Raw genomic sequence first — 21,607 nt, forward strand, 5'->3', positions numbered from 1 at the left:
AAATGAAATACGCTGACGGGGCTGGGGTGTTTCCCGCACAGCAATCAGCGATGACGGCAGCGTAATGGCAAGCCGCATCAGTGGCCCGTAACGCGTTCCCAGCCCTGACGCACTGCAGCCTTGAACCGTTCCCACCCACTTTCTGGATAGTGCGACTCCCAATGCTCGCGAGCGCCCGGCTCGATCAGTTGCCAGTCCTGTCCGCGATATCGCTCGTCCTGCCCGAGCGTGGCTCCATGTGTGTAGGCGCGCCGATATTCGTCGTATGAGGCACCGGTATTCGCGTAGTGAGCCTCGTAGTCCTTGCGGAATTCATCGTCGTAAGGGTCGCCGTCCAGCGGGTTGTCCGTGACAGGATCATCCATGAGGCGTGTTCGCGAGATATGCTGCACGTTCGCGGCGCTCGTGCTGTCATCGAGCGGCGCCGCTGCGCGGGATTTGAGATCCGCGTCCACACCTTCCGCTGTGCGGGGGAGCCCGACGTCGGGTGCACCCGATTGCTGCCTCTGGTCAACGGACGGACCCGATCCACCACCCTCCGTGCGCGTTGTTGCCTGTTGCATCCCGCCGACCATGTTCGGCTCGGTCGACGAGAAGACACTGCGCTGAGTTTCGGTCCCGGCAGCGGCATAAGCTTCGCTGGTCGATTCCGGTGGCAATGCCGAAGCCGGCGATGTGCCACTCGAAATTCCGGGCTTGTCCATTGCATCCAACGAAGCAGCCATGCCCGCAGCAGGTCTGCTGCGTAACATCCCGCCGTCCTGCTGCCCTGTCGCCGGATCGTACTGGCTTGAAGGGTACCAGGCCGCCGGGCTACCGCGGTCGTCCGCGCGCTCTGACGTATCCGCTTGCATGGACCCAGTTCGCCAGGCATTGGCGCGCTCCTCGATGTCGGCTGCGCCCGCGCGGCGCATCAGCTCACGCGCCAGATCGACTTGCATTTCAGAAACATCGGCGCTGAGAACCGTCCCGCCTCGGCGAATAAATTCCCTGTAATCCTCAGTTACTCGCGGATACTCGCCCCGGCTGAAGAGCCGTGCGAACAGTTGTTCGAGTTGATCGAATACCGGCTTGTGATGGCCCACATCGCCACCGCCCGGTGCATAGACACGCGGCCCCTTTCCGACGGGGGCGTCAACCGACATTGAGTAGGTGGCAATATCGGCCTGCGCAACGCCAGCCTCGCGTAGTGCCCGTTGCGCCGTACACGCGTCCGCGTAGCGGTCGTAGACGCCTAACACGACTTGTCTCATGACTGCCTCCCTCCGTAATCCATCTGCGGCATTTTCTCCGCCGTACGGACCGGCCGCGCAACACGTGTGCCCGGTCGGCTCGACACGCAGTTGCGAAACCGCAGTCTAGTCACTGTCGACAATAGCTGCGACGACGCGAGACGCATCCAGATTGACGCAAGAATCCAACCCCGCGTCCCATCGCCATAGCGGATGACAGCTTGTGACGAACGACAGCACTGCGAAGCTATGCAGCGGCGGCAGCGCAACGGACCACTTGAGCGCCGCCTCCTCTTACAGGTTATCGCCTGCATTGACAACGAGTTATGAACGGAGATCAACGCCCGGGCAGCACCAAAGTCGCAAGCGCTATCTGAGTCGGCACAGGAAGTTGGCAATCAATAGCGAGTGAGCATAGCCAGTGAGGCATAGGGATTGCGGTCGGGGTCGTACGCGGGTCGTCACAGGCTCGCTACAACGTAACTCTCACTTCTGGAGGATCGGACGATGAAAACCTCAATGAAAAAACTGCTTGTTTCGGCGCTGATGATGGCATGTACCGGCGGCGCGTATGCGCAGGCAGGTGGTGCTGGAGGGAGCGGCGGCGCTGGCGTAGGAGGTGGCGGTGACGGTGGCAGCAATGGAGGCGGAGCAACGGGCACGAATGGCACCATAGCTCGGCCGGCCACCTCCCCGACACAAAACATGGGCGGCTACGGCAGCCCGGGCGGTACCGCTACCGGCGGCGGACAAGGGACTGGGACTGGTGCCTCACCTAACTCGATGACGCCGAACGGCGCGAATGGCATGAACGGCAGGAATGGCATGAACCGGTTAACGCCGGATACGCAACAGAACGGCCAATAGCGATGAGCGCCGTACACTCCCGCTCAATTGCGGAGGGCAGCGCTCGTCCAGCACCGGGTCGCTCGGGGGAAACGGCAGCGACTCCATGGCGATCAATTCTTCCGGGGTCAGCTTACCGCGCCGGATTTCCCATTGTTGCCTGCCGGGTAGGCGCCCACCACGAGCAGATTATCGGCGAATCCTTGCAGGCAGTGCCCGGTGCCGGCGGGCAGCAGTGCGTCGCCCGAGTGCAACGCGACCACGCGTCCACCGGGACCGCCAATGATGACCTCCGCCGAACCCGATGCGATGCCCAACACCTCGTGCGCCGACGAATGAAAATGGTGATAGTCGAAGATGCCGTTGCGCCATTGCGGCGGCCATTGGTTATGCAAGCGCCTCGAATTCGGTCGGCAGATCGTTGCATGTGTCCGGTATCGCGGTTCGGTAAATCGCCACGGCAAGCTTGCGGTTGTTCGACACCCAATCGCGCGGCGCCAGCGTGACCGCCTCGTAGTGTCCCCGTTCTATCTTCCGGCCGTACTGCATATCGCCCCCTTATTCCCGAATCTGTGTACCCGCAAACATCGTCTCCCGCGGTGTTGCACGACGAATTTCAGCGGCAAGCCTTACATCGCTCCGGGGAGCATTTACAAAGGCTGGCGTGGTGCAACCTCCCGCTCATCGGCCAGTCACGTCGCACCCCTTCTCTGCTGAGAAGATGCATAACTCGGAAGATGCATAGCTCGGGCCGCGGACGCATGCTTCAGAGCGATCTGGCTTTCGACGACGCGCCACGGATCATAGGCAGCACAGTGTGTTCCGCGACTTCGGGAACTTAATTGCGCTGAAGGTCCGACGCCTGATCTCATCAATGAGCGCTTGCGCAGCAGCGCCGCAAAGCGCCTCGGTGGAACGCTGCTTGCTGGCACTATGCGAATGCCACGCAACTGGAGTTCATCATGTCGAGCAGCAGAAATATGCCGCACGGTACCCGGCAAGATGCCGATAAAAATATGCTCCCGAACGAGCGTCACCCGCATGCCGACAAAACCGAGGAGCAGATCGACGAGGCCGTCGAGAATACCTTTCCTGCTAGCGATCCGCCGTCAACGGGTGGCTCGACCTGGATAGATCCCGGGCAACCCGTCTCACGCGAAACAGGGCTGCGCGCCAGATCATTGGCGGACACGGCTCAAAACGCGCAAGACTCACAGGAAAAACGCCGCCATCCACCATCCGAGAACGCGCTTGAATCGTCCCAGGACAAGAATCCGATTCCTCAAGATTCGGTGCGGAAATAAATTGCCGCGCGCGTCACCTGAGCGCCGCGGTCGGACAGAACGGAAGAAGAACCCGGTGATTCCTGTTGGCGAGTCATCATCGCACGCGCGTATCACCGGGCGCCTGTTCCATAGGCGGCTCGCTCCGCTGGATGAGTAGAGAAGACTTATGTGAACGTCTCCCGGATTGCAAACAATGTTGCGATTTTGGCTGGCAGGTAAAGGCAGCACGCTTATACTCGGCCTCGTCCCGTTTGCCAAATGATCTGGTCTACAGCAAGCAGGTGCTGGATTGCATATATACATTCGGCCTGTTGATGGCACAGCTGTGCCTGGCCCCAATGGATTTCGCCCGACGACTCCTTCATATATCCACGGCTTCGAAAGCCCTAAGTCTGTGCAGGTTCTATCGTCGACGGTCCAACCTATTTTGCCATTGAATCAGATCACTTGTGCAACCAAAGAAGAGGTGTAGCTGCGACACATGATGTATCGGGTGTCCGTTTATACCGGCGGCGCATACTCCCGACCGCGTGCGAGCAATTCCCAAATCGTTCTGGCAATCTTGTTCGCGAGTGCTACGACGGCCACGTTTGTTCCGCGTCGCGCCTGAACCTCGAGTATCCATCGGGATAGTTTGTCCGTATGCCTTACGGCTTGCTGAACGACCGATCGGGCACCGTATACCAGCAGCATTCGCTGATACCCGTTACGGCGCCTCGTAATACCGAACAGACGATCTTTGCCGCCTGAGGAGTGCTGACGTGGCGTCAAGCCAAGCCACGCTGCAAACTACCGGCCGTTTGAGAACTCAGAGGCGCTTCCGGTCGCAGCGATGACGCCGGTTGCGATCATCGGTCCGACCCCACGGATCTTCTCCAGGCGCTGGCTAGTGGGCGATGCCTTGTGCACTTGCTGGATCAGATCATCATACCGTGTGATCTGCCTGTCGAGCAGTGCAAGTCGGTCGTACATGTCGCGCATCATTGCGCGGGTCAGTCCTGTCAGCTCATTGCGCTCGTCGTCGATAATCGCGGGGAGTTGCGTCCTTACGTTCAGAGGTGTTTGGGCAATGACCACACCGTATTCAGCCAGCAGGCCTCGAATCTGATTGATCTGTGCGATGCGGTCCCGCATCAGCAGACTGCGGATGCGATGCATGGACTGGATGTCTTGCTGTTCAACGCTGTTGACTGCGACGTAGCGCATCGTCGGACGGGATGCCGCTTCAACAATCGCCTCCGCATCGTTTCGATCGTTCATCTGCGATTTGACGAACGGCTTGACGAATCGCGGCGCGATGATCTGGACGTGATGCCCCATTGCAGAGAACCGCCGAGCCCGGTAATGCGCTCCACCACAGGCTTCCATCACAATGCGGCAGCATGGCAGGCAAACGAACACTTCCAGGAGCTTGTTGCGGCTGACTCGTCGGCTCAATACCGGGTGGCCGCGCTCGTCAACGCCGCACAATTGGAAGACGTTCTTGGCAAGATCAATGCTCAGCGAGGTAACGTCCATGACACGCCTCCGCTCATTCGTGGATCAGTGAATGCTCATACTGCCATGTCTTCGGATGGAGATCGGTCGCGTTGATCTACCGAAGGTGGGACGAGGCCATTCCGCTATATCCGGCTTTGCACAAGCCGAAGCTGCGAGCCCTGACGGAATTCGCCAGGAACGTCCTCACCTGGGCCACGTGCTTCGAGTACAAGACTGTGTTCAGGTTTGCGTTCTTGCGGTCCGACCTGTTTTGCCATCACATGAAATCAACCCTAGCAACCTACCAGTTCCTGCTGTGTGAGGCCCAGCTCACAAGAGGTACTCTTCACGAAGTATTCGAAGCGGAACGGCAGCTGAAGAGGTTTTTGATGGGGACGGGCCATTCCCCGATCCCGTAATCGCCGTATCGGCAAGCCTTGGGAGACTACCATTTGTGGCCGAACTCCTGCCGACCGGGTAGTTGCATTGATAATTCGGCTGTCGATAAACTTCGAATCCCTCAATAAGGTTAATTATATTGATCAACATTCGACGACATGACAGACAGAGAGAAATATCGGATATGACGAGATGGCACGGCATGGTTTCCTCTGACTCCGTCAATTGTCGGGATTTGCCTTAAGATTGGGTTCTCCAATCGACCTGAAAAGCCTGCTGCGTGGGCTATGCGGACATCCAAACAGGGAACCGCGTACGGTGATGTTATCGACACTTCCATTAGCGTTATTATCGTCGACCAGAATCCCGGCTTCTGGCCCGGCCCACCCGGTATGCACGGCGTAACCTGTGCCGTAGAGGTCATATAGTACGCGTTTGACTGCGCTAATGGAATCAGCCGCATGCCGTTCCCGGACAGATCGATGATCAGAGAATCCGCCATGCTATCGTTAAATGGAGCAGCGACGAGCGGGAGGTACGGTCCGTCGATTAGCGGATATCTTGTCGAGATATGAACTCGCCCCCCGGATCGAAGTTCCCGAAGAGCCATTTGGCCCAAAAAGATTCGAGAACAATTCCAACGGCGCTGGCAGATCTAACCCATCAGCAACTACTCGCCCCAAGCCTGCCAGAGCCCCGGTTAGAGCGTTATCGATGTTTCCCATGGTTTGGACAGAATTGCCATCTTGATCTACAAAGCTTGCGTAGTTTCCGCCTAGGAGGAAGCCATCCGCCAAGGCACCAGCCCATGCGGCCTCTGGCAGGACCATGTCGCTTTCCATATCGGACACGTCCTCTGCCCCGATCGTCTGCATATCCGGAATTGCACCTTGGAAACTATTTCCCCGAGGAAACTCCTCGCTAGGTCGTCCGATGCGGCTTCGAACTGTGTGTCGTCAATGCTAATGCCGTTGGCGCCCGCCTCCGATTCAGTATAGCCTAGCCACGCACGAATGAGCCGAAAAACCCGGTATTGCCGTCAAGCTGTGCGGCAATACCAAACCGATTCGATGCGTCGGTCACCGCTGCGTTCCAGTTCACGTTCGCGTCGTCAAGCAGGCCTCCAGTATATCCATATGCCGCTGGGTATGAACCTGTCGAAACATAGCCCTGCGGCGTAGATATATGGTCGCGCGTCAACGTGAATAGGGTGGTCATGTTGCCCTTAGCTATGGAGTATCGGGCGGCATATTTTTTGCGTAAAAATTAAGTTAATTATCCTAACATAATGATCTACTTATAAAAAATAATAAAATCAATCGCACCACTGCGGCGTCGACGTCTTTATGGTCAACCTTAATATTTTCGCTGAACGCAGCCTTAATTAAATAATGTGGCTTTACGCCATGAATGATGTGATACCTGATGGACCACTCATCCGGATATTCTATCGCTACGTTGTTTCCATACTGAAGCCATTATGGAGGCAGACTCCTTTGACGCCGCCATCCGGCAACTGAAGGCTGAAGGGAAATCTGGCGAGGCCCTGTTTTTGCGAACTCGCGATCGAGGATCGGAGCCGGGCCGCCGACCTCTTCCGTCCCGTCCACGACAGCACCGGCGGGGTTGACGGCTGGCTGTCGCTGGAGGTATCTCCTATGCTGGCACATGATACGGACGGCACCATCACCATCGGCAGATCGAATGACCGCCAGAAACATCAAGTCAACTCATATTCACGTGACGTCCCGCAAGGGCCTTGTATGGCTCTCCGGATCGGAGCCGACGGCAGACGATAGATCCGCAGCCGAAGAAGTAGTTCATAAAAATCAAGGGAGCGACGAGCGTGAACACCGCCTGATGACCACGACTGAGTAATCGTCGTGGTCAGGGGCATTCTACAACCGGCGCCCGTTGGAGCGCCGGCGCTTACCACCGATCAATGCCTGACCTCCGCGTACTGGTTGCGCAGGTCACGCACGCGATCATGGTTTTGCAGCACGCCCTGATACTGACGCTCAACGACGCTGCGAACGTCCGACGGCAAATCCTCTTCAAGCGCGTTGTGATAGCGCTTCTTCGCTACATCCTCGCCTTTTTCGCATTCAGCCAGGATTTCGTGGTCGCTGCGATCCGTCACCGCCGACTTCACGTCGAGCCAGCCGCGATGCAAGGCACCGCTCATACTGCCGTGCATTTCCGGCTTGCCGCCCAAGCCTTGAACCACATCCTGCAATTCACGTGCGCCACGCGCGCAGTCTTCGGCCCGCGACAGAAACAGCGTTTTCAGTTGCCCGTCATGCGCGTCTTCCGCCGCCTTCAGAAAGCCCTTCTCGCCATCCTTCGACGTTTCGATCAGATCGTTCAGCAGGGAAACAATATTCGTAGCCATTCAATACCTCCTGGGGTTTCGTCAACCATGGAGTCTGTCGCCGCATACCCTCATGCAGCAGCCCAGAACCACGAATCTATGCGCATAGGGCGTGCCTGGAACGTACCGCCGGGTATGCAGATCGGCTGGCGTATGCAGGCCGTTCCTGTCTCCTGGTTCGCTGAAAACCCCGGCGAAAAATTCCCTCGATTCATACGTGCTTCCCGCTGACTTCGTTGAGCGGCTCCGGCTTTCTGGTTGGATCGAAGTCAGCCCACCGTCCTTGCTGCCAGCGGCCGCTCGCGCGTTCGATTTCCGCGCCTCCCGCGTCGCGCAACACCCGCGCGGCGTCCAACTGGTTGTCCGGCGACACGTGTACGGCAATCAGCACGCCGGATTCCCGGGTTTCTTCGTAATACGGCACCGCGTGTCCTGTCTTATTGGCTTCGATGGTACGTGCCATCGCGCCGACCAGTGAACCGACATACGCACCCACCCCGGCTGCGATCAGCGACACGACCAGGGGCGCCGAAAATGCTGCAAATATTCCGACGCCGACCATCGCACCCACCACCGCACCAATCGTGACGCCCATGCCGGCGCCCTTCGGCGCTTCCCTCGCGTTTGCGTCGGTGCTGGTATCGCCACCGAGTCGAAACCGCGCGTGCTGGCCGCGCGGATTAACGAAAAACAGCGCGACGTCCTCCTCGACGAAACCCGCAGCGAAGAGCCGTTGCGCCGCATCTTCAGCGGCGGGGAATGTCGTAAAGCGTGCTGCGACGATGAGTGACATGTGCCCTCCTTCAATCGTTGACTTGGCGGTTGCGGACTATGCCCTCCACCCCGGCGTACGCCAAGGCGCAAATGCGCGCGGTGACGCGCAGGGGGGACTATGCCGTGGTGTCGTGATCGGGTTCCATGCTGTCCACCCCGAACAGTCCGCTATGTGACACGACGTCTTTTCCACCGTTCCGATCGAGCGCTTCCGCGCAAACCGAATGGATGCGATTGCGGCCGGTGTCGAAAGCAGCCAGCAAGACGGGTTCCAGCGCGGAATCGGCGTCAAAATGATCTTCCAGCGCCTCGGCGATAATGGTGGATTCAACCGGCTTGCCGTCGACGCGCGTCGTAAAACGCATTGTCAGATTCGCACCGTCGAATACCGGCTGGTAGTCGGGAAAAGTGATGTGCATCGGAAATTCTCATAGGCTAGCCGCGCAAAATCGCAGTCGTGACTACCCCTTCATCACGCCAGCGAGTTGCTGCGCCATCGCGAGGTGATGCCTGATGGTCGGCAGCGCGTGCCCGGCCGCGGCCTTCAGTTGCGCATCGCTGCCGCTTTCGCTCTCGGTCTGGAACAGATCGACCGCCTTCCGGTGACCCTCGAGCGCAATTTGTTCGACGTACGCCTGATCGAACTCCTTGCCCTTAAGCGTCTCCAGCTTGCCGACCAGCGCGGAATCGGCGGCCGGTGCGGCGTCCAGCCCCTTTCTGGCAAACAGTGCGCCCATGCTGCGCGCAAGCTTCGTATGGTCGGTGATCATTTGCTGGAGGAATGTCCTGACCTGCGGATCGCCCGAATTCCTGAACGCTATTTTGCTTGCCGCGATTTCGGTGGCATTGGTCTGCGAAGCATCCTGCACGAACTGCTGGTCCGCCGCCGACAGCTTCACAGTGCCCGCCGCTGCATCGCTCGTTTGCGCATACGCTGCGCCGGTCGACGCGACACCAAGACCCAACGCGGCAGCCAGCACCTGAAGGAAACACCGGCATTTCATGCTTTTTCTCCCTGGTCGATGTTTTCGCCGAAACGCCGCGGATCGCGGATACATGCGGCGCAATGTTTCAGATCGCATTCGGCGAGGCAGGCTCGTTGAGCGCGCCGATCGCCGGCCGCAGGGAGAGAAGACAAGGCGCGCGGAGCGCCTCAGCCTTCTTCTTCGAACGCTGCCATCACTAGCCACAGGTCGCGCTCGCCATCGCGAATCTCGGCGGCAAGTGCATAGGGATCGTCCGGTCCGCATACGCGTGCGAGCGCCTGATGCGCGACCTCGCCGTTGTTGAATACACGTCCGGGTAGAGGACGCACTTCCTGTTTTCCCTCGAACATCCGCTGATTCCAGCGATACACGAGCGGCTGCGATTTCCAGTCACGGAAGCATTTTCTGACGTGCGTGAAATCGCCGCCGCAGATGTTCATCTGGCAATGAATTTTCGAGTCCATGATTGCATCTTCCGCGATGCAAGCGCATGCGTTCATTCCCACCCTTGCGAGAACCGGATCGCATGCATCGATTGCATCGATACTGCCGGAGCAGTAAGTCCGCGCTTGTCCACCTTGCAAGCCCGCCGGCATTACTGCTCCGGCGCCTACCTGGTCATGAGGCGTTCAACCCAGATCCTCTGACTGCGAATCGACGCCGAACCGGCATCATCGGCTGTCGCTAGCGCGCTTGCAGCCACCAACTGCCGTCAATAATTAGGAGCGCTGCCGCCATCAGCTGTTGCCTGGCCGTGCCCTGATTAGTTGGCTGTTTCATCACCCGTTCGCCGAAGTCTGGTTCGGTGAATGCGGCGTTCGCCGCTTGCTGCGCAACTGTTTCCTGCTGTCGTCGATTATGCCGCAAGGTCTGTGCCTTCCTGACGCACGGCTCGCGGTAATACTGGGCGCGTAGAACATTGGCACACAACATGCGCTGTCTTCATCCATAAGGTTTTTTGGAGAAAGCGATGCAATCCACGCAGATACCTCCTGACAACGTCGCCGGCATACCTGCATCGGAAGACGACCAGGCACAACCGGTACCGCCGGACGAGAGCGGCAATCTGCCCGAATTACCGGATCCTGCTGAAGTCGGCGAAGACGGCTAGGCATCGAGGCATCGAGGCGCGACTGTGTGCTACGCGGCCATAGCCCTGCTCATCGACGATTTGACAACGATGCAGCGCACGACGTGCACCTTCGGCATTCGCAGGCATGCAGGCACGCAGGCAAAGACTGTTCACCCGTTCTCCTCGTCTACGCATACGAAAGAATTGCGAACCAGTCTGTATCCTTTACGCGCGGCGCGTCGAAATTCGCGATGATCGTGTTTGATGACCTGGGTACCGCGTCTCACTCCGCGTACTTCCGCGCGGCGAAACCGTATCGCCACGGTCATCGATGCGGTGGCCGACAGCGCCTGACACTCATTGCGCAGATGTCTCTTCGTCTGGGGTCGAGCGCCGAATACCACGGATTGAAGCCCGGGACTGGCGCCCGGGCGTGCGATCTGGTGCTGCCCGTTCGTCGCACAAGGGAATGCGAGACGCTCATTGCGCGGCGACTTTCAGATTGTTCTTTACGCCGGCGACACCTGAGACGTTCTGCGCCACCTCTGCGGCAGCCGCTTTATCGTCCACTGTCGGCACCGTGCCGCTTAACCAGACGATGCCCTTGCGTGTCTGCACACGGATATGAGCCGACTTCACGTTTTTCGCGGTGAGCAGATCGGCTTTCACTTTCGTGGTGATCGTGCCGTCATCGAGATGTTGCCCCATCGTTTCGGAACTTGCCGGCGGGGCCGAGCCGCTGGTTTGCGCAGTCGCACTCAGCGCGAAGGTTACGCATGCGATGCTGCAGGCACCCCGGATGAACTCGATGGTCTTCATGGTTTCTCCTTCGCATGGCTTACGGGTTTCGAAATTCCCTGCTTTCACTATCTGGTCGAGCAAGGAACGTTCCGCACGAACGCCTTCAATCGCCTTTTCCTGACCAACCAAGACTCTTTCGCGTTGCCGCGGCGATGCGCTGCCGGCACTTCACGTAACCGGCCCACGGGTGGCCTTTGAGCGTGTCGCGGCGTTCGCGCAGGTTGCCGACGGTCCATTGATCACCGCTCGTCGTACGTTTGCCTTCATCCCACGCAAGCGGCACCGATACACCTACCCCTGCCCGCGCGTGCCGAAAATACCGCGCTTATGCTCGATCCGCGGTTGTTGCGCAGATAGTCGACGAATATCTTTTTCTTGCGGTTTTGCTTGCCCATCTTCGCGCTGAAACGCTCGGACAGCGTCCCGGCCATATGTTGAGCGATCGTCTGCGAAAACACCTTGAGCTCCTCCCAGCCCAGCGCATTCGCAAGCGGCACCACCACGTGCAGCCCGTTGCCCCCGCTCGTTTTGCACCACGATTAGAGTGCCGAACTCGGCAGGCAGTTCGCGTGTGAGCGGCGCCGCTTCAATCATCGCGCTCCAGTCAAAGACAGGTCCGGGTCAAGATCGAACACCATCCGGTCAGGCTTTCCCGCGGTCGACGCGGCCCCCTCGTTGACAAAATTGTAGAAGGATCCGCATCCGATGTCCGGCGCAACAAATCGACAAGTACCCGTTCCGCGCGCATCTCACTAGTTAGCATTCGAACACGATACCTCGACATCTGTCGCAGCGGCCTTCCATCCGTACGTGCAAGCGTGGTGCCGCGCCATCTACTTCCCGATCTTTTACGGCATGCCTTCAAGCAAATCGGCCATCTCATCCGCGTGTTCCTCTTCGACAGCCAGAATGTTCTCCATCATACGGCGCGATGTCGGGTCCTTGTCGGCGAGGTACTGCACGATCTCGCCATAGCTGTCGATCGCGATTCGCTCGGCGACCAGATCCTCGCGAATCATGTCGCCCAGTGTCTGGCCTTCGACGTATTCCGCGTGGCTGCGCGCGAGCAGTCCGTCGGGAGAGAAATTCGGTTCGCCGCCGAGCTGCACGATGCGCCCGGCGATCTGGTCCGCGTGCTGCTGCTCTTCGTTTGAGTGCTGCAGGAACTCGTCGGCAATGCTCTTCGACTGAATGCCCTTCGCCATGAAATGGTGGCGGCGATAGCGCAGCGTGCAAACGATCTCCGTGGCGAGCGCGTCGTTGAGCAGCTTCAGGACGGTCTCGCGGTCGGCGCGATAGCCCGCGGTCACGGCTCCTTCGGCAATATGGTCGCGGGCGCGCTTGCGGATGGTTTCAATGTCGCTCACGAAAAGCTTCTGTGACATGAGATTCTCCATGAGTTCCAACCCACCGAAATGGTGAGTTCCTTCATGGGCTACCCAGCATTCTTCGTACCCGTATCCACAAGCCCAGGCACAGGCATTGCGCACTTCCCGACTACGATCACCTGTTCGAAGGCCCGCATGCCACGTACGAAATCCCCTCACCCCTCGACGCGGCGCCATGCCGGCCGGCCTGCCCGCCAGCGCCACGCGAAGGCGAGGGCCGCACATCGAGCCCACTACCACGCGAGCAAGTCGCCCAACCGCTGGTCGCACCACGTGATGGAAACCAGCGACGCAATGGACATCGACGCCGGCATCTTCAGGACAGGCAGCGCGGAGGAGATTGCGCAATCGCTGAAACGTTCGTCCACGCAGAGTCGCCGTCGCAAAGGCACGCCGTTTCAATCGGCCATGTCGATGCTGAACTTCTATATCAACCGGGCCGGCAGAAACCTTCCCAGGTCGCGCCGCGACGTACTCGAAAAAGCCAAACACAAGTTGCGCGAAGCGTTCGGCCGCGAGCCCTGAGGGCAGGCGCACGCAGCATGCGCGAGACAGCGTAGTTCCATCGTCGGCGGCATCTTCGTGGAAATGGGCATTGCGAGTTCGATGGTCGAGCGCCTGCCTTGCAGCACCGCGATGCCTTATCTGGCTGCCGGCTTCGCGCTCGGCCCGGCGGGTATCGGACTGCTTGCTCTCTCTCGCACGATGCCGGCATGCCGCGCATCCTCACGCAGGGCGAGCTCCTGGTGTCGCTGTTCGCGATCGGCCTAAGGCTGAGGGTACCGGTACTCGACGCGTTATGGGGCTTGCCGCTGCGGGCTCGGATTGCTTGGCATGATCGTCACGGTGCCGCTCCTGACGCTGGCCTGGTGTCGGCATATTGCATCCTGACTGGGGACCATCGCTGCAGCTTGCCGCCATTCTCGCGCCGACCGACCTTGTGCTCGCGCATGACGTGCAGGAGCGTCACTCCAGCCGTCTGGAGCGCGTGCGCTTCGCGCTCTGGGCGAAGACGGCTTGAACGATGGCGTCGCGCTGCCGTTCGTGCTTGCCAGACCCGCGCTGTGTCCAAATGCACCAGCAGACACACAGCACGTGTTCCCGGTCGGCTTTCTGGGCATGACGGCATGGGGCATCGCTGGCTCAGTCGCCGTGGGCGCGCTGCTGGGCTGGACGACGACGCATGCAGTGGCCTGGCTGCGTACTCATCATGCGCAGGCACTCGGCCTCGAAGGTTTCTGCTCGCGTGGGTTGATCGAACTCCCGTACGGCGCTGCGCAATTGCTTTATACGTTCAGGTTCCTCGCCGTGTTCGCGGCGGGTGTCGCGGTGCGCTATGCCGAACTTCGGGCGAGCGGCGAGCGTTCGCTGATTGCCGCGATCGGCGCCGTCGATCCCAAAGATTTCGAAGCAACCGCCGCCCATCCGGAGAAAGCTCACGCATATATGGCCGAATCGGTGTTGGGCTTCACGATCGAACTCAAACGGATCGCCGAGATGGCCGCCATGACGATCGTCGGCAACGTCCTTTCGACACTTGCTGTACTCCTGATCACCTGGTGAACTGGTATCAGCGTCTGCGCGGCGCGGCCCGTTGAGCCGGCCGCGCGGCGTCCCTCACCATCGATGCGTCCACGGCCAGGCCGACACATATCGATCGAAAGCGGGAGGGGAAGTTATCCCGAATAATTTTGAATCCTTTTTGCTTTGCTCAGCGCGACGATCATCGAGGGGCGATCAGCCGTGTGACTGGCTCTTAGCGAGCGTGACGTTCTATTGAACGAACGATTCTTTTGAGGTTTTGCGGTTTCACGCCACACCAAGCCATTGCTCAATGACGGGACCGCGCTCGCCAAGCACCGGATCGCTCGGGGGAAACGGTAGCGACTCCATTGCAACAAGCTCGTCCGGGGTCAGCGCCCCGCGCCGGATGTCCCACTGTTGTCCCGGCGGATAGGCACCCACCACGCGCAGATTGCCGGCGAATGATTGCAGGCAATGTCCGGTGCCGGCAGGCAGCAGCAGCGCGTCGCCTGAACGCAACGTGAGCACGCGTCCACCGGGGCCGCCAACGATGACTTCAGCCGAGCCTGATGCGATGCCTAACACCTCATGCGCCGTCGAATGAAAATGATGATAGTCAAAGATGCTGTTGCGCCATTGCGGCGGCCACTGGTTATGTTCGAAAAGCGCCTCAAATTCGATGGTCAGATCGTTGCTCCCGCCAGGTATCGCCGCTCGGTAGATCGCCACAGCAAGTTTGCGATTGTTCGGCACCCAGCCGCGCGGCGCCAGCGTAAATGCTTCGTAGCGTCCCTGTTCCATCTTCCGCTCGTATTGCATATTGGCCATCCTGATTCCCGAATCTGTGCGTAAGAATTTCCACAATCTGCTGAACATGCTGAACAGGCACGCTCCGCGATGTACAGCGACGATTGACCATGATCTCGCTCCTGGAGGAGGGATGTCATGCGTCAGTCTCAGTGCATGGCATGGCTGGCATTGTCACGTTCCGGCTCCTGCTCGTGTTCCAGTGGCTGTTGCGCAGCTTGTGCGCAGGTCCGCAGCAACTGTTGGAACGACGCAACGACGGGGATCGTGCGTCCCGGTACCACGACAGAAGAATGTTCGCTAGCGGATTCGTCGTCTGCCGTCATGCCCAGTATCACGTCGCGGGAGACCCGCGTCTCGGTCAGCCGCAACACCAGCTTGCGCAGATATGGCGGCGGCTCGCCCGCGTCGAATGAAATCACGGATATGACTGGACGCGCCGCAAGCCGCGCTTCATCAAGACGTCCTGCGGCAAACCGCTCATAGCTTGCCAGCGAAGCCTCGAAACCGTGCTTGTTCAGGAGCTGCACAGCGATTGCGGTCAGCAGATCGTCCAGCTTGCCGCGACCGCCAATACATAACACGGGTACCGTCTGCACCCGTTCACCGTCCGGCGCGATCATCCTCACATCGCCGGCCTCCTCCAATCCGGCGATGATCGTGTGCGCCGCCGACCGGACCCGTCTGAGCTGGGCCGCCGGCACTACGCCACGCCGGACGTCGGCGTGCGCGATCCGCAGACCGGCCAGCACCGCGTCGTCATAGTACGCCGCCAGCGAACACGCTTTCAACAATGCGCCCGCCTGCTGCAATGCCTCTACCGGATCGTTGGCCAGCAGTCTCTGATAAAGATTTTCAGCTGGCGTCAGGCCAGGGCGATCGCCGAACAGGACATCAAGGAATTCGAGCCGTTCAACATGGCGGCCGAGCGTCACCAGGCACAGCATCAGCGGCGTTGATAGCACCAATCCCACCGGCCCCCACAGCCAGCTCCAGAAAATCGCCGCGACGACCACGGCAAGGGGGGAAAGTCCGTTGCCGCGCCCGTATAACCACGGCTCGATCAACTGACTCGAGGCTCCCTCGGTCACTGCAAAGAGACCTGCCGTGCCGGCCGCCGTCCACCATCCTGGACTGACTGCGACTGCCATGACCATTGCCATCAGCGCCGCGATCCACGCACCGACGTAAGGCACGAATCGCAGGAGCGCCGTCACGACGCCGAACAGCAGCGCGCCAGGCATCCCGATGATCGCAAGGCCTATTGCGACAAAAACGCCGACGCCCGCATTGATTGCCAGTTGCATCAGGAAATAGCGGCTCAGGCGGGTGGCGGCCTCGCTGATCGCCGTCGACGTTCGATGCAGGTCGCCCGAACCGAATAGCCGGATCATCCGGTCGCGCAACAGCTCGCGCTCCAGCAGAATGAAGATCGCGACCACCAGCACAATACCGGCTGTTTCCAGCGGGCCGACCACCGGCGACAGATAGCGCTGCGCAAGTTCAATCGGCGACGGCGTAGGTTCGTGCACTTCGACGGGCATCGGCGTACCGCTGCTCGCGGAAACCGGATTGTCCTTCCTGCGCGGGTCGCCAGGCGGCGGCGTGAAGCGCTTCAGCGCATTCGATATGCTCGCGAGCACCGTATCGGCGCGGCCGAGGGTATCTTCCTGCACGACACGGATCTTGTGCTCAACCGTCCACTGATACTGCGGCAGATCCTCCGCCAGTTGCGCCACCTGCGCGCCGATCAGCACACCGACCGCCGACAGTACGGAAAGCGCGCATAACACCGCGACGATCACCGACGGTAACCTGCCGAAACACAAGCGCCTCAGCAGTCCGACGAACGGCGCAACGATGAAGCTGAGCAGTACCGCCAGCGTTATTGGAATCAGCACGCCTCGTCCAACGTACAGCGCAGCGATCACGACCACGCCGCTGGCTAGCGAATTCAGCGCGCGCAAGCTTTGTGCTGCGGGAGCCAGTTCTTGCCGGCTCGGCGACAGGTGGGGTGATGAGCGGGGTTTCATGAACGCGTCGGCGCAATTCACATGCCTGTCACGATGCAAACACTGTTCCCGGCAGGCACCCTCAGGAAGTATCCCCTTGGCCCTTGTCATACCGCGAAGAAAGCCGGCGCCGAAGTCAGGGGAAAACATTGTCTAGCGTAATCGGCAGATCGCCAATACGCATTCCGGTCGCGTGACAATCGCATTCGCAATCGCCGCCGCGGATCGCGTGTGCGACGTAGAGCCGACCAGTCGCCCCGCGGATCATCAGCCGATACAGCTTGAGTTGCGCTGATCCGTGGCAGTCTGCTCCACCTCGATAGATGCCTACAGGCAGCGCCGGCGTTCAGGATGCCATGTCGCACACCCGAATGGGTCACGTGCTTTTCCCGCCTCCATCTATTCCCGCGCCTCTGCGCCACACCTCCTTTCCTTTTTCGGATAGCTGGCCGCTGCTATGCGTCGCGTCGGACTCTGTCCCTTCAACGACCATCGAGCCGCCCGCTTGTTCTTGCGCTTTTTGCTTTCTGTACTTCCGTGCAGCAATCCGTTCGTCTTGGGACTGCCCTGCATAGGTCCTCATTTCGCTCTCCGTAAGTTGCGATAGGGTTTGCTCACGCTTGCCAGGCGTGTGGGCTCGGACAGTCCCACGCCCGCCGGCGGCGCCATCGGTGTGCAGGCGACAGGTGCGGGTGCCCTCAGGATGGACCCTCCTGTACTTCAAAAAGCGCGTCATCGACATCGAGTTCGACCGAGCAGGCGCCTTGTCGCGGAGGTCGGTTGTATCGCTCGTCAAAGCGTCGCCGCACGAATGAGCCAAGCCGTTCCCGAAACGCGTTGCGTCTTGCCGTTTCCATTGCGCCGTAGCGATCGATCTGCTGTGCGGAGAACCTGAGCGCCACGACGCAGCGTGAATCCAGCGAGTGTCGCCGGTGGACGCGACAATCCACGAAAGATGAAGATAAAGACTCGATCCTTCCGCGTAACTTCGTATGGCAGGTGCCTTGGGCGACGCGAATAATTTTGCCAACTCCAGTTCGATCTCTTCGATCCGCAGCTCCCTGTCAAGCGGATTCATGATCGTTCCTCCTGTCGCTTCGCGGCTGCGCACGTATTTACATCTGCGCCGGGTCGCCGGGCAAGAACCCATGGTCGCGTACCCGTCGTCGGCGATGAAGCACCACTGCCGTTGCTGTCGTGCCGACCGGGAACAGCGATTCCGCTATCGTCCTTCCGCGAGCACGCACCACACGAAGTAACAATCGCAGCGAGGAGAAGAAGTTTCGCCCATCCGCTTAGCATCGCGCTCTCTACAAGCTTCACCCGTTTTGCGATGCGCGCCCGGCGGTCACGCCTGCCATGGGAATATTCACGATCGCCTGTTTATGCAGGCGCGCATGCCACAGCTGACACCGTTCACGCTACTTCAATAATGTCCAGCATCGCTCGTGCCCGCGGTGCACGCTAAGTACGGGCGAGACTGCAATCGGCCCCTTTTGGATTCTCGGGGTCACGCGTCGTCTTCCCAGTCGTGCCATCCGACGTGGTGCGTTTCGAGGTACTCGCCGACCGCGTGGCCCACCGTTGGCATGAAATGGTGCTCGCCGATCCGCCCGAAGATTCCATAGCGTTTCAGGCTGTCCTTGACCGGCCCCTTCAGCTCCGCGAAACATAGCTGCACGTGCAGCCCGTCGAGTTCTTCGTCGAGCAGTGTGAGCATGTCGGCAGCGGTAATGTCGATATCGGTGACCGGCTCGGCGGCAATCACGATCCAGCGCGTTGCCGTGGTGCGTAGTGCACCGCCCCCAGCACGCGCTCGCGAAAGATCTGCGCATTTGCGAAGAACAGCGGCGCGTCCCAGCGCAGCAGCACGAGGCCTGGGACGCGGCGCGCGTCCTGGTGTCGCGAGATATCGTGGTAGCCCTTCACGCCATCGACCCGGCCCAGCACGCTGAATAGGACCGCCACGCGCGCCACAGAAACATGAGTACCGCAAGCCCAAGCGCAATGCCGACGCCTGTCATCACGCCCGATAGCACTACCCCGGAGAAGCACACGAGCGCCTGCGCCAGTTCGCCCCGCCGCAGCCGGTAAAGTCGCAGCATCCCGCGGGTTTCGAGCAGCGCCAGCGATGCCGCCACCACTACCGCCGCAAGCGCCGCTTGCGGCGTATCGTGCAGCGCCTATGGCAGGAACGGGAGCAAGGTCGCCACCACCAGCGCGGCGACAAGACCGGTCCCCTGGGTCTTCGCCCCGGCGGCTTCGGCGACCGCCGTGCGCGAGCCGCTGGCGCTGACCGGAAACCCCTGAAACAGCGCGGCAGCGATATTCGCGATGCCCAGCGCGACGCATTCCTGGTTACGGTCAGCGGGCACGCCGCTGCGCAATCCGTAAGTCTGCGACAGCATGCTCACGTCGGTGAACGAGACGAGCGCGATGGCGGCGGCCGTCGCGCTCAGCACTGTCCACTCGTGCAACGAAGACAGCGGAACTTGCGGCGTTGACAGGCCGCGCGGCAACGTGCCGACCACGGCCACACCCGCGCTCGAGGCGAGATTGAGGAGTGCGGTCGCGAGGGTGGCCGCAGCAACCGCAATCAGGACACCCGGTGCCTTCGACGCCCAGCGTCGGCATCCCAGAATCATGGCGAGAGATAGCACGCCGATCGTCATCGCGGCTACGTTGGTCCGGCCTGCAAGTACACCGCCCACCAGTTCGCGCACCTGCTGCACGAACGTTTCGCTGTGGACGGAAAAGCCGAGCAGTTCCGGCAACTGGCTGAGCACGATCGTCAGCATGATGCCGTTCAGATAGCCATGACGGATCGCCGTCGAGAGCAGATCCGCCACGAAGCCGAGCTTCAGCAGACCGACCCCGGCGCAGATCGCGCTCGGCAGCAGCGCGAGCGCCGCAGCGAGCATGGCGGTGTGTGCTCCGCCGTCGTGTACCAGCGGCGTGACGGTCGCCACAATCAGCGCGACCAGGGCCGAATCTTGTCCCGGCACCAGGATGCGGCTCGGACCGGACAGCGCGTACGCGAGCAACGCCGCGAGCGGCGCGTACAACCCGGACACGGCCGGCATGCCCGCCGCTTCCGCATACGCCATCCCCGCAGGCACGAGAACCGCACTGAGCGTCACGCCAGCGACTACATCGTGCGGCAGCCAGCCAAGCCGATACGCCTTCACCCACGCCAAGGACGGGATCCAACAGGCCAGTCTGTTGGGAACAGCGCCCGGCCTCGCCGACGGCAGCGTTCTGCCGGTCACGGATTTTTCGTCAGCCGCCATACTCAATCAGCCATTGGCGAGCAGACCTCCACCACGAAGCCGTTGTTGTCGCGGACATAGCCAACCACCTGGCCCCAAGGCTTCTTCTCGGGCCGTTTGACCAGAACCGCACCGCCGGTGACAGCGCGATCAAACATCGACTCCACGTCGTTGGTTACAAGCCCAAGCTCCAGTGGTGGTGCAGCCTTTGCAGGGGACGCGGCTTCGAACGGAACACCGGCCAATCCATTAACGATGCTATTGGCGGCGAAGGCCAGTTTCGTCTCGCCCGTTCTGAGTTCACCGTAGTCGCCGGTGTCGGCCACCATCCCGCGCTCGAGGCCAAATGCTTTCTCATAGAAGGCTATCGTGTCGGTGACGGATTCGACATAGAGGATTGTGTATCCAAGCTTCATGAGATAGCTCCGGAGGTTACGGTGACTGGAAAGAGTCAGGCGAGCAACCAGGCGGATGAAAGGTCTACAGACCTGCCGGTAAGCTTTGCAATAACGGCTACGGCGGCAGAAAGCAGGTTCAACCGCGTGATGCCGCAGTCATCCAGAAAGTCTGGTGCGCGACAGGACGGATCGCCGGATACCATCTCCGCCTACTGACTGGCGCCCGACGCCGGTTGGCCCATCGCCGGCGGTACGCTGCTGCTGGCCGCCCCGGGGCTCATGGCGTTGCCGCTGTCGCTGTCGTGGTCGGCACGTTTGCACGCCGCGGTGCCTCCCGCGAGCAGTGTGGCTGTAATGATTACGAGCACATATTTCAAAGTCGATTCCATGACGTTTCTCCATGAAGATCACAGGGTGTCATGCCGTGAAACGGCGAACCCGCGCGATCTGACACCCCTTGCCGATGTCACGCACGGGTCGTGCCCACAGGGCGGGCAGCGTCGCGCACGCCAGTTACGCCCGACCACGGACAAGCCCATCGCTCAGGCAAAGGCATGAACCCGCGTTGCGGGAGGCGGCCCCGCAACGACTGGGGGAATCTCGGAGGGACCGGTCAGCCCGGTGCCGGAAGGTCTGTTTCACCCTTTTCACCGGCACCCGCATGCGCGAGTTCCTTCTCGACCAGAGTACGGGCCAGATGCCAGTACTCGTCCGCGCAGCCTTCAAGGCCGCCATCCTGTTGCCAGAGTTCATAGGCACGTGCACGGATCTTTTCTTCAACGGTCGTATTGCTCATTGCACAGATCTCCGTGAATCGGTCACATGCCGGAAATACCAGCATGCTCCTCGTGCCACACCCGGAGGGCGGCCATGGCGCCCCTGGCACATCACAGCTGGGCCGTGATGACCTCTGCCGGAAGCCGCCGCCCTTGCGGTGATAATCCGGTTGAAGCCGACAGGCAT

The 21,607-nt window shown here is 60.4% G+C and carries 19 protein-coding genes and 5 pseudogenes; 5 read left to right on the forward strand and 19 right to left on the reverse strand.

The features are described 5' to 3' along the window. Nucleotides 1-77: 77 nt before the first annotated feature. A complete protein-coding gene (locus BM438_RS30070) occupies nucleotides 78-1,253 on the reverse strand; it encodes a hypothetical protein (protein WP_093642166.1) in 1,176 nt (391 codons plus the stop codon). 498 nt (nucleotides 1,254-1,751) lie between these two features. On the opposite strand from BM438_RS30070, the gene BM438_RS30075 reads away from it, so the two are divergent. Continuing rightward, entirely contained in the window at nucleotides 1,752-2,099 is a 348-nt protein-coding gene (locus BM438_RS30075; protein WP_341865788.1) for a hypothetical protein, read from the forward strand. On the opposite strand, the pseudogene BM438_RS30080 reads toward BM438_RS30075, so the two are convergent. Further along, a pseudogene (locus tag BM438_RS30080) lies at nucleotides 2,067-2,627 on the reverse strand (cupin). The gene BM438_RS30075 and the pseudogene BM438_RS30080 overlap by 33 nt on opposite strands. A gap of 413 nt (nucleotides 2,628-3,040) precedes the next feature. Here BM438_RS30080 and BM438_RS30085 point away from each other — a divergent pair. Next, complete coding sequence (locus tag BM438_RS30085; RefSeq protein ID WP_093642173.1) at nucleotides 3,041-3,382, forward strand: hypothetical protein; 342 nt, start codon at nucleotides 3,041-3,043, stop codon at nucleotides 3,380-3,382. 483 nt (nucleotides 3,383-3,865) lie between these two features. Here the strand turns inward: BM438_RS30085 and BM438_RS30090 are convergent. The 7 genes and pseudogenes from BM438_RS30090 to BM438_RS30130 all read right to left on the reverse strand — a co-directional run bounded on the left by BM438_RS30090 (nucleotide 3,866) and on the right by BM438_RS30130 (nucleotide 10,306). Beyond that, nucleotides 3,866-4,882 (reverse strand): annotated as a pseudogene (locus tag BM438_RS30090) (IS110 family RNA-guided transposase). Nucleotides 4,883-7,181: 2,299 nt separating this feature from the next. Beyond that, nucleotides 7,182-7,634 (reverse strand): PA2169 family four-helix-bundle protein, encoded by a 453-nt coding sequence (locus tag BM438_RS30105; RefSeq protein WP_093642180.1) that lies wholly within the window; start codon nucleotides 7,632-7,634, stop codon nucleotides 7,182-7,184. A gap of 190 nt (nucleotides 7,635-7,824) precedes the next feature. Beyond that, the gene (locus BM438_RS30110; RefSeq protein WP_093642183.1) at nucleotides 7,825-8,406 is read right to left on the reverse strand and encodes a glycine zipper 2TM domain-containing protein; all 582 of its coding nucleotides are present in this window, start codon (nucleotides 8,404-8,406) and stop codon (nucleotides 7,825-7,827) included. 97 nt (nucleotides 8,407-8,503) lie between these two features. Next, the gene (locus tag BM438_RS30115) at nucleotides 8,504-8,806 is read right to left on the reverse strand and encodes a DUF1488 family protein (protein ID WP_093642186.1); all 303 of its coding nucleotides are present in this window, start codon (nucleotides 8,804-8,806) and stop codon (nucleotides 8,504-8,506) included. A gap of 42 nt (nucleotides 8,807-8,848) precedes the next feature. Continuing rightward, nucleotides 8,849-9,391: a DUF4142 domain-containing protein gene (locus BM438_RS30120; protein WP_093642189.1), complete on the reverse strand. Its 543-nt coding sequence runs from the start codon at nucleotides 9,389-9,391 to the stop codon at nucleotides 8,849-8,851. 149 nt (nucleotides 9,392-9,540) lie between these two features. Continuing rightward, the gene (locus BM438_RS30125; protein WP_093642539.1) at nucleotides 9,541-9,837 is read right to left on the reverse strand and encodes a hypothetical protein; all 297 of its coding nucleotides are present in this window, start codon (nucleotides 9,835-9,837) and stop codon (nucleotides 9,541-9,543) included. A gap of 220 nt (nucleotides 9,838-10,057) precedes the next feature. Next, the gene (locus BM438_RS30130; RefSeq protein ID WP_093642192.1) at nucleotides 10,058-10,306 is read right to left on the reverse strand and encodes a hypothetical protein; all 249 of its coding nucleotides are present in this window, start codon (nucleotides 10,304-10,306) and stop codon (nucleotides 10,058-10,060) included. A gap of 37 nt (nucleotides 10,307-10,343) precedes the next feature. On the opposite strand from BM438_RS30130, the gene BM438_RS45660 reads away from it, so the two are divergent. Continuing rightward, the gene (locus tag BM438_RS45660) at nucleotides 10,344-10,484 is read left to right on the forward strand and encodes a hypothetical protein (RefSeq protein ID WP_167378485.1); all 141 of its coding nucleotides are present in this window, start codon (nucleotides 10,344-10,346) and stop codon (nucleotides 10,482-10,484) included. 441 nt (nucleotides 10,485-10,925) lie between these two features. Here BM438_RS45660 and BM438_RS30135 read toward each other — a convergent pair whose 3' ends face one another. From BM438_RS30135 to BM438_RS30150, 3 genes and pseudogenes are all read right to left on the reverse strand, one after another. Further along, nucleotides 10,926-11,264, reverse strand: coding sequence for a BON domain-containing protein (locus BM438_RS30135; protein ID WP_093642195.1), 339 nt, complete (start codon nucleotides 11,262-11,264; stop codon nucleotides 10,926-10,928). Between the two features lie 85 nt (nucleotides 11,265-11,349). Then, nucleotides 11,350-11,911: pseudogene (ligD, locus tag BM438_RS46365) on the reverse strand (non-homologous end-joining DNA ligase LigD); the annotation flags it as partial. Nucleotides 11,912-12,094: 183 nt separating this feature from the next. Beyond that, complete coding sequence (locus tag BM438_RS30150; protein WP_093642542.1) at nucleotides 12,095-12,631, reverse strand: ferritin-like domain-containing protein; 537 nt, start codon at nucleotides 12,629-12,631, stop codon at nucleotides 12,095-12,097. A 138-nt stretch (nucleotides 12,632-12,769) separates the two neighbouring features. Here BM438_RS30150 and BM438_RS30155 point away from each other — a divergent pair, with 138 nt between their 5' ends. Further along, nucleotides 12,770-13,159: a DUF3175 domain-containing protein gene (locus BM438_RS30155; protein WP_093642204.1), complete on the forward strand. Its 390-nt coding sequence runs from the start codon at nucleotides 12,770-12,772 to the stop codon at nucleotides 13,157-13,159. Between the two features lie 63 nt (nucleotides 13,160-13,222). Next, a pseudogene (locus BM438_RS46370) lies at nucleotides 13,223-14,194 on the forward strand (cation:proton antiporter domain-containing protein); the annotation flags it as partial. A gap of 249 nt (nucleotides 14,195-14,443) precedes the next feature. Here BM438_RS46370 and BM438_RS30165 read toward each other — a convergent pair. From BM438_RS30165 to BM438_RS30195, 7 genes and pseudogenes are all read right to left on the reverse strand, one after another. Next, nucleotides 14,444-14,986, reverse strand: a complete 543-nt coding sequence (locus tag BM438_RS30165) for a cupin (protein WP_093642209.1) — start codon at nucleotides 14,984-14,986, stop codon at nucleotides 14,444-14,446. Between the two features lie 128 nt (nucleotides 14,987-15,114). Then, on the reverse strand, nucleotides 15,115-16,998 hold the full coding sequence (locus BM438_RS30170) for an AI-2E family transporter (protein WP_093642213.1): 1,884 nt from the start codon (nucleotides 16,996-16,998) through the stop codon (nucleotides 15,115-15,117). 355 nt (nucleotides 16,999-17,353) lie between these two features. Then, on the reverse strand, nucleotides 17,354-18,055 hold the full coding sequence (locus BM438_RS46865; protein ID WP_341865790.1) for a hypothetical protein: 702 nt from the start codon (nucleotides 18,053-18,055) through the stop codon (nucleotides 17,354-17,356). Nucleotides 18,056-18,487: 432 nt separating this feature from the next. Next, nucleotides 18,488-20,267 (reverse strand): annotated as a pseudogene (locus tag BM438_RS30180) (SulP family inorganic anion transporter). Between the two features lie 2 nt (nucleotides 20,268-20,269). Next, the gene (locus BM438_RS30185) at nucleotides 20,270-20,662 is read right to left on the reverse strand and encodes a VOC family protein (RefSeq protein ID WP_093642216.1); all 393 of its coding nucleotides are present in this window, start codon (nucleotides 20,660-20,662) and stop codon (nucleotides 20,270-20,272) included. Between the two features lie 191 nt (nucleotides 20,663-20,853). Then, a complete protein-coding gene (locus BM438_RS30190; protein ID WP_093642220.1) occupies nucleotides 20,854-21,033 on the reverse strand; it encodes a hypothetical protein in 180 nt (59 codons plus the stop codon). A gap of 224 nt (nucleotides 21,034-21,257) precedes the next feature. After that, nucleotides 21,258-21,440 (reverse strand): DUF2934 domain-containing protein, encoded by a 183-nt coding sequence (locus tag BM438_RS30195; protein ID WP_093642224.1) that lies wholly within the window; start codon nucleotides 21,438-21,440, stop codon nucleotides 21,258-21,260. Between the last annotated feature and the right edge of the window lie 167 nt (nucleotides 21,441-21,607).

Source organism: Paraburkholderia aspalathi (assembly GCF_900116445.1).
Lineage (GTDB): Bacteria > Pseudomonadota > Gammaproteobacteria > Burkholderiales > Burkholderiaceae > Paraburkholderia > Paraburkholderia aspalathi.

Coding starts and splice junctions, on each gene's coding strand:
- BM438_RS30070 (WP_093642166.1), bottom strand. CDS start 1,253: ATGAGACAAGTCGTGTTAGGCGTCTACGACCGCTACGCGGACGCGTGT.
- BM438_RS30075 (WP_341865788.1), top strand. CDS start 1,752: ATGAAAAAACTGCTTGTTTCGGCGCTGATGATGGCATGTACCGGCGGC.
- BM438_RS30085 (WP_093642173.1), top strand. CDS start 3,041: ATGTCGAGCAGCAGAAATATGCCGCACGGTACCCGGCAAGATGCCGAT.
- BM438_RS30105 (WP_093642180.1), bottom strand. CDS start 7,634: ATGGCTACGAATATTGTTTCCCTGCTGAACGATCTGATCGAAACGTCG.
- BM438_RS30110 (WP_093642183.1), bottom strand. CDS start 8,406: ATGTCACTCATCGTCGCAGCACGCTTTACGACATTCCCCGCCGCTGAA.
- BM438_RS30115 (WP_093642186.1), bottom strand. CDS start 8,806: ATGCACATCACTTTTCCCGACTACCAGCCGGTATTCGACGGTGCGAAT.
- BM438_RS30120 (WP_093642189.1), bottom strand. CDS start 9,391: ATGAAATGCCGGTGTTTCCTTCAGGTGCTGGCTGCCGCGTTGGGTCTT.
- BM438_RS30125 (WP_093642539.1), bottom strand. CDS start 9,837: ATGGACTCGAAAATTCATTGCCAGATGAACATCTGCGGCGGCGATTTC.
- BM438_RS30130 (WP_093642192.1), bottom strand. CDS start 10,306: ATGTTGTGTGCCAATGTTCTACGCGCCCAGTATTACCGCGAGCCGTGC.
- BM438_RS45660 (WP_167378485.1), top strand. CDS start 10,344: ATGCAATCCACGCAGATACCTCCTGACAACGTCGCCGGCATACCTGCA.
- BM438_RS30135 (WP_093642195.1), bottom strand. CDS start 11,264: ATGAAGACCATCGAGTTCATCCGGGGTGCCTGCAGCATCGCATGCGTA.
- BM438_RS30150 (WP_093642542.1), bottom strand. CDS start 12,631: ATGTCACAGAAGCTTTTCGTGAGCGACATTGAAACCATCCGCAAGCGC.
- BM438_RS30155 (WP_093642204.1), top strand. CDS start 12,770: ATGCCACGTACGAAATCCCCTCACCCCTCGACGCGGCGCCATGCCGGC.
- BM438_RS30165 (WP_093642209.1), bottom strand. CDS start 14,986: ATGGCCAATATGCAATACGAGCGGAAGATGGAACAGGGACGCTACGAA.
- BM438_RS30170 (WP_093642213.1), bottom strand. CDS start 16,998: ATGAAACCCCGCTCATCACCCCACCTGTCGCCGAGCCGGCAAGAACTG.
- BM438_RS46865 (WP_341865790.1), bottom strand. CDS start 18,055: ATGAATCCGCTTGACAGGGAGCTGCGGATCGAAGAGATCGAACTGGAG.
- BM438_RS30185 (WP_093642216.1), bottom strand. CDS start 20,662: ATGAAGCTTGGATACACAATCCTCTATGTCGAATCCGTCACCGACACG.
- BM438_RS30190 (WP_093642220.1), bottom strand. CDS start 21,033: ATGGAATCGACTTTGAAATATGTGCTCGTAATCATTACAGCCACACTG.
- BM438_RS30195 (WP_093642224.1), bottom strand. CDS start 21,440: ATGAGCAATACGACCGTTGAAGAAAAGATCCGTGCACGTGCCTATGAA.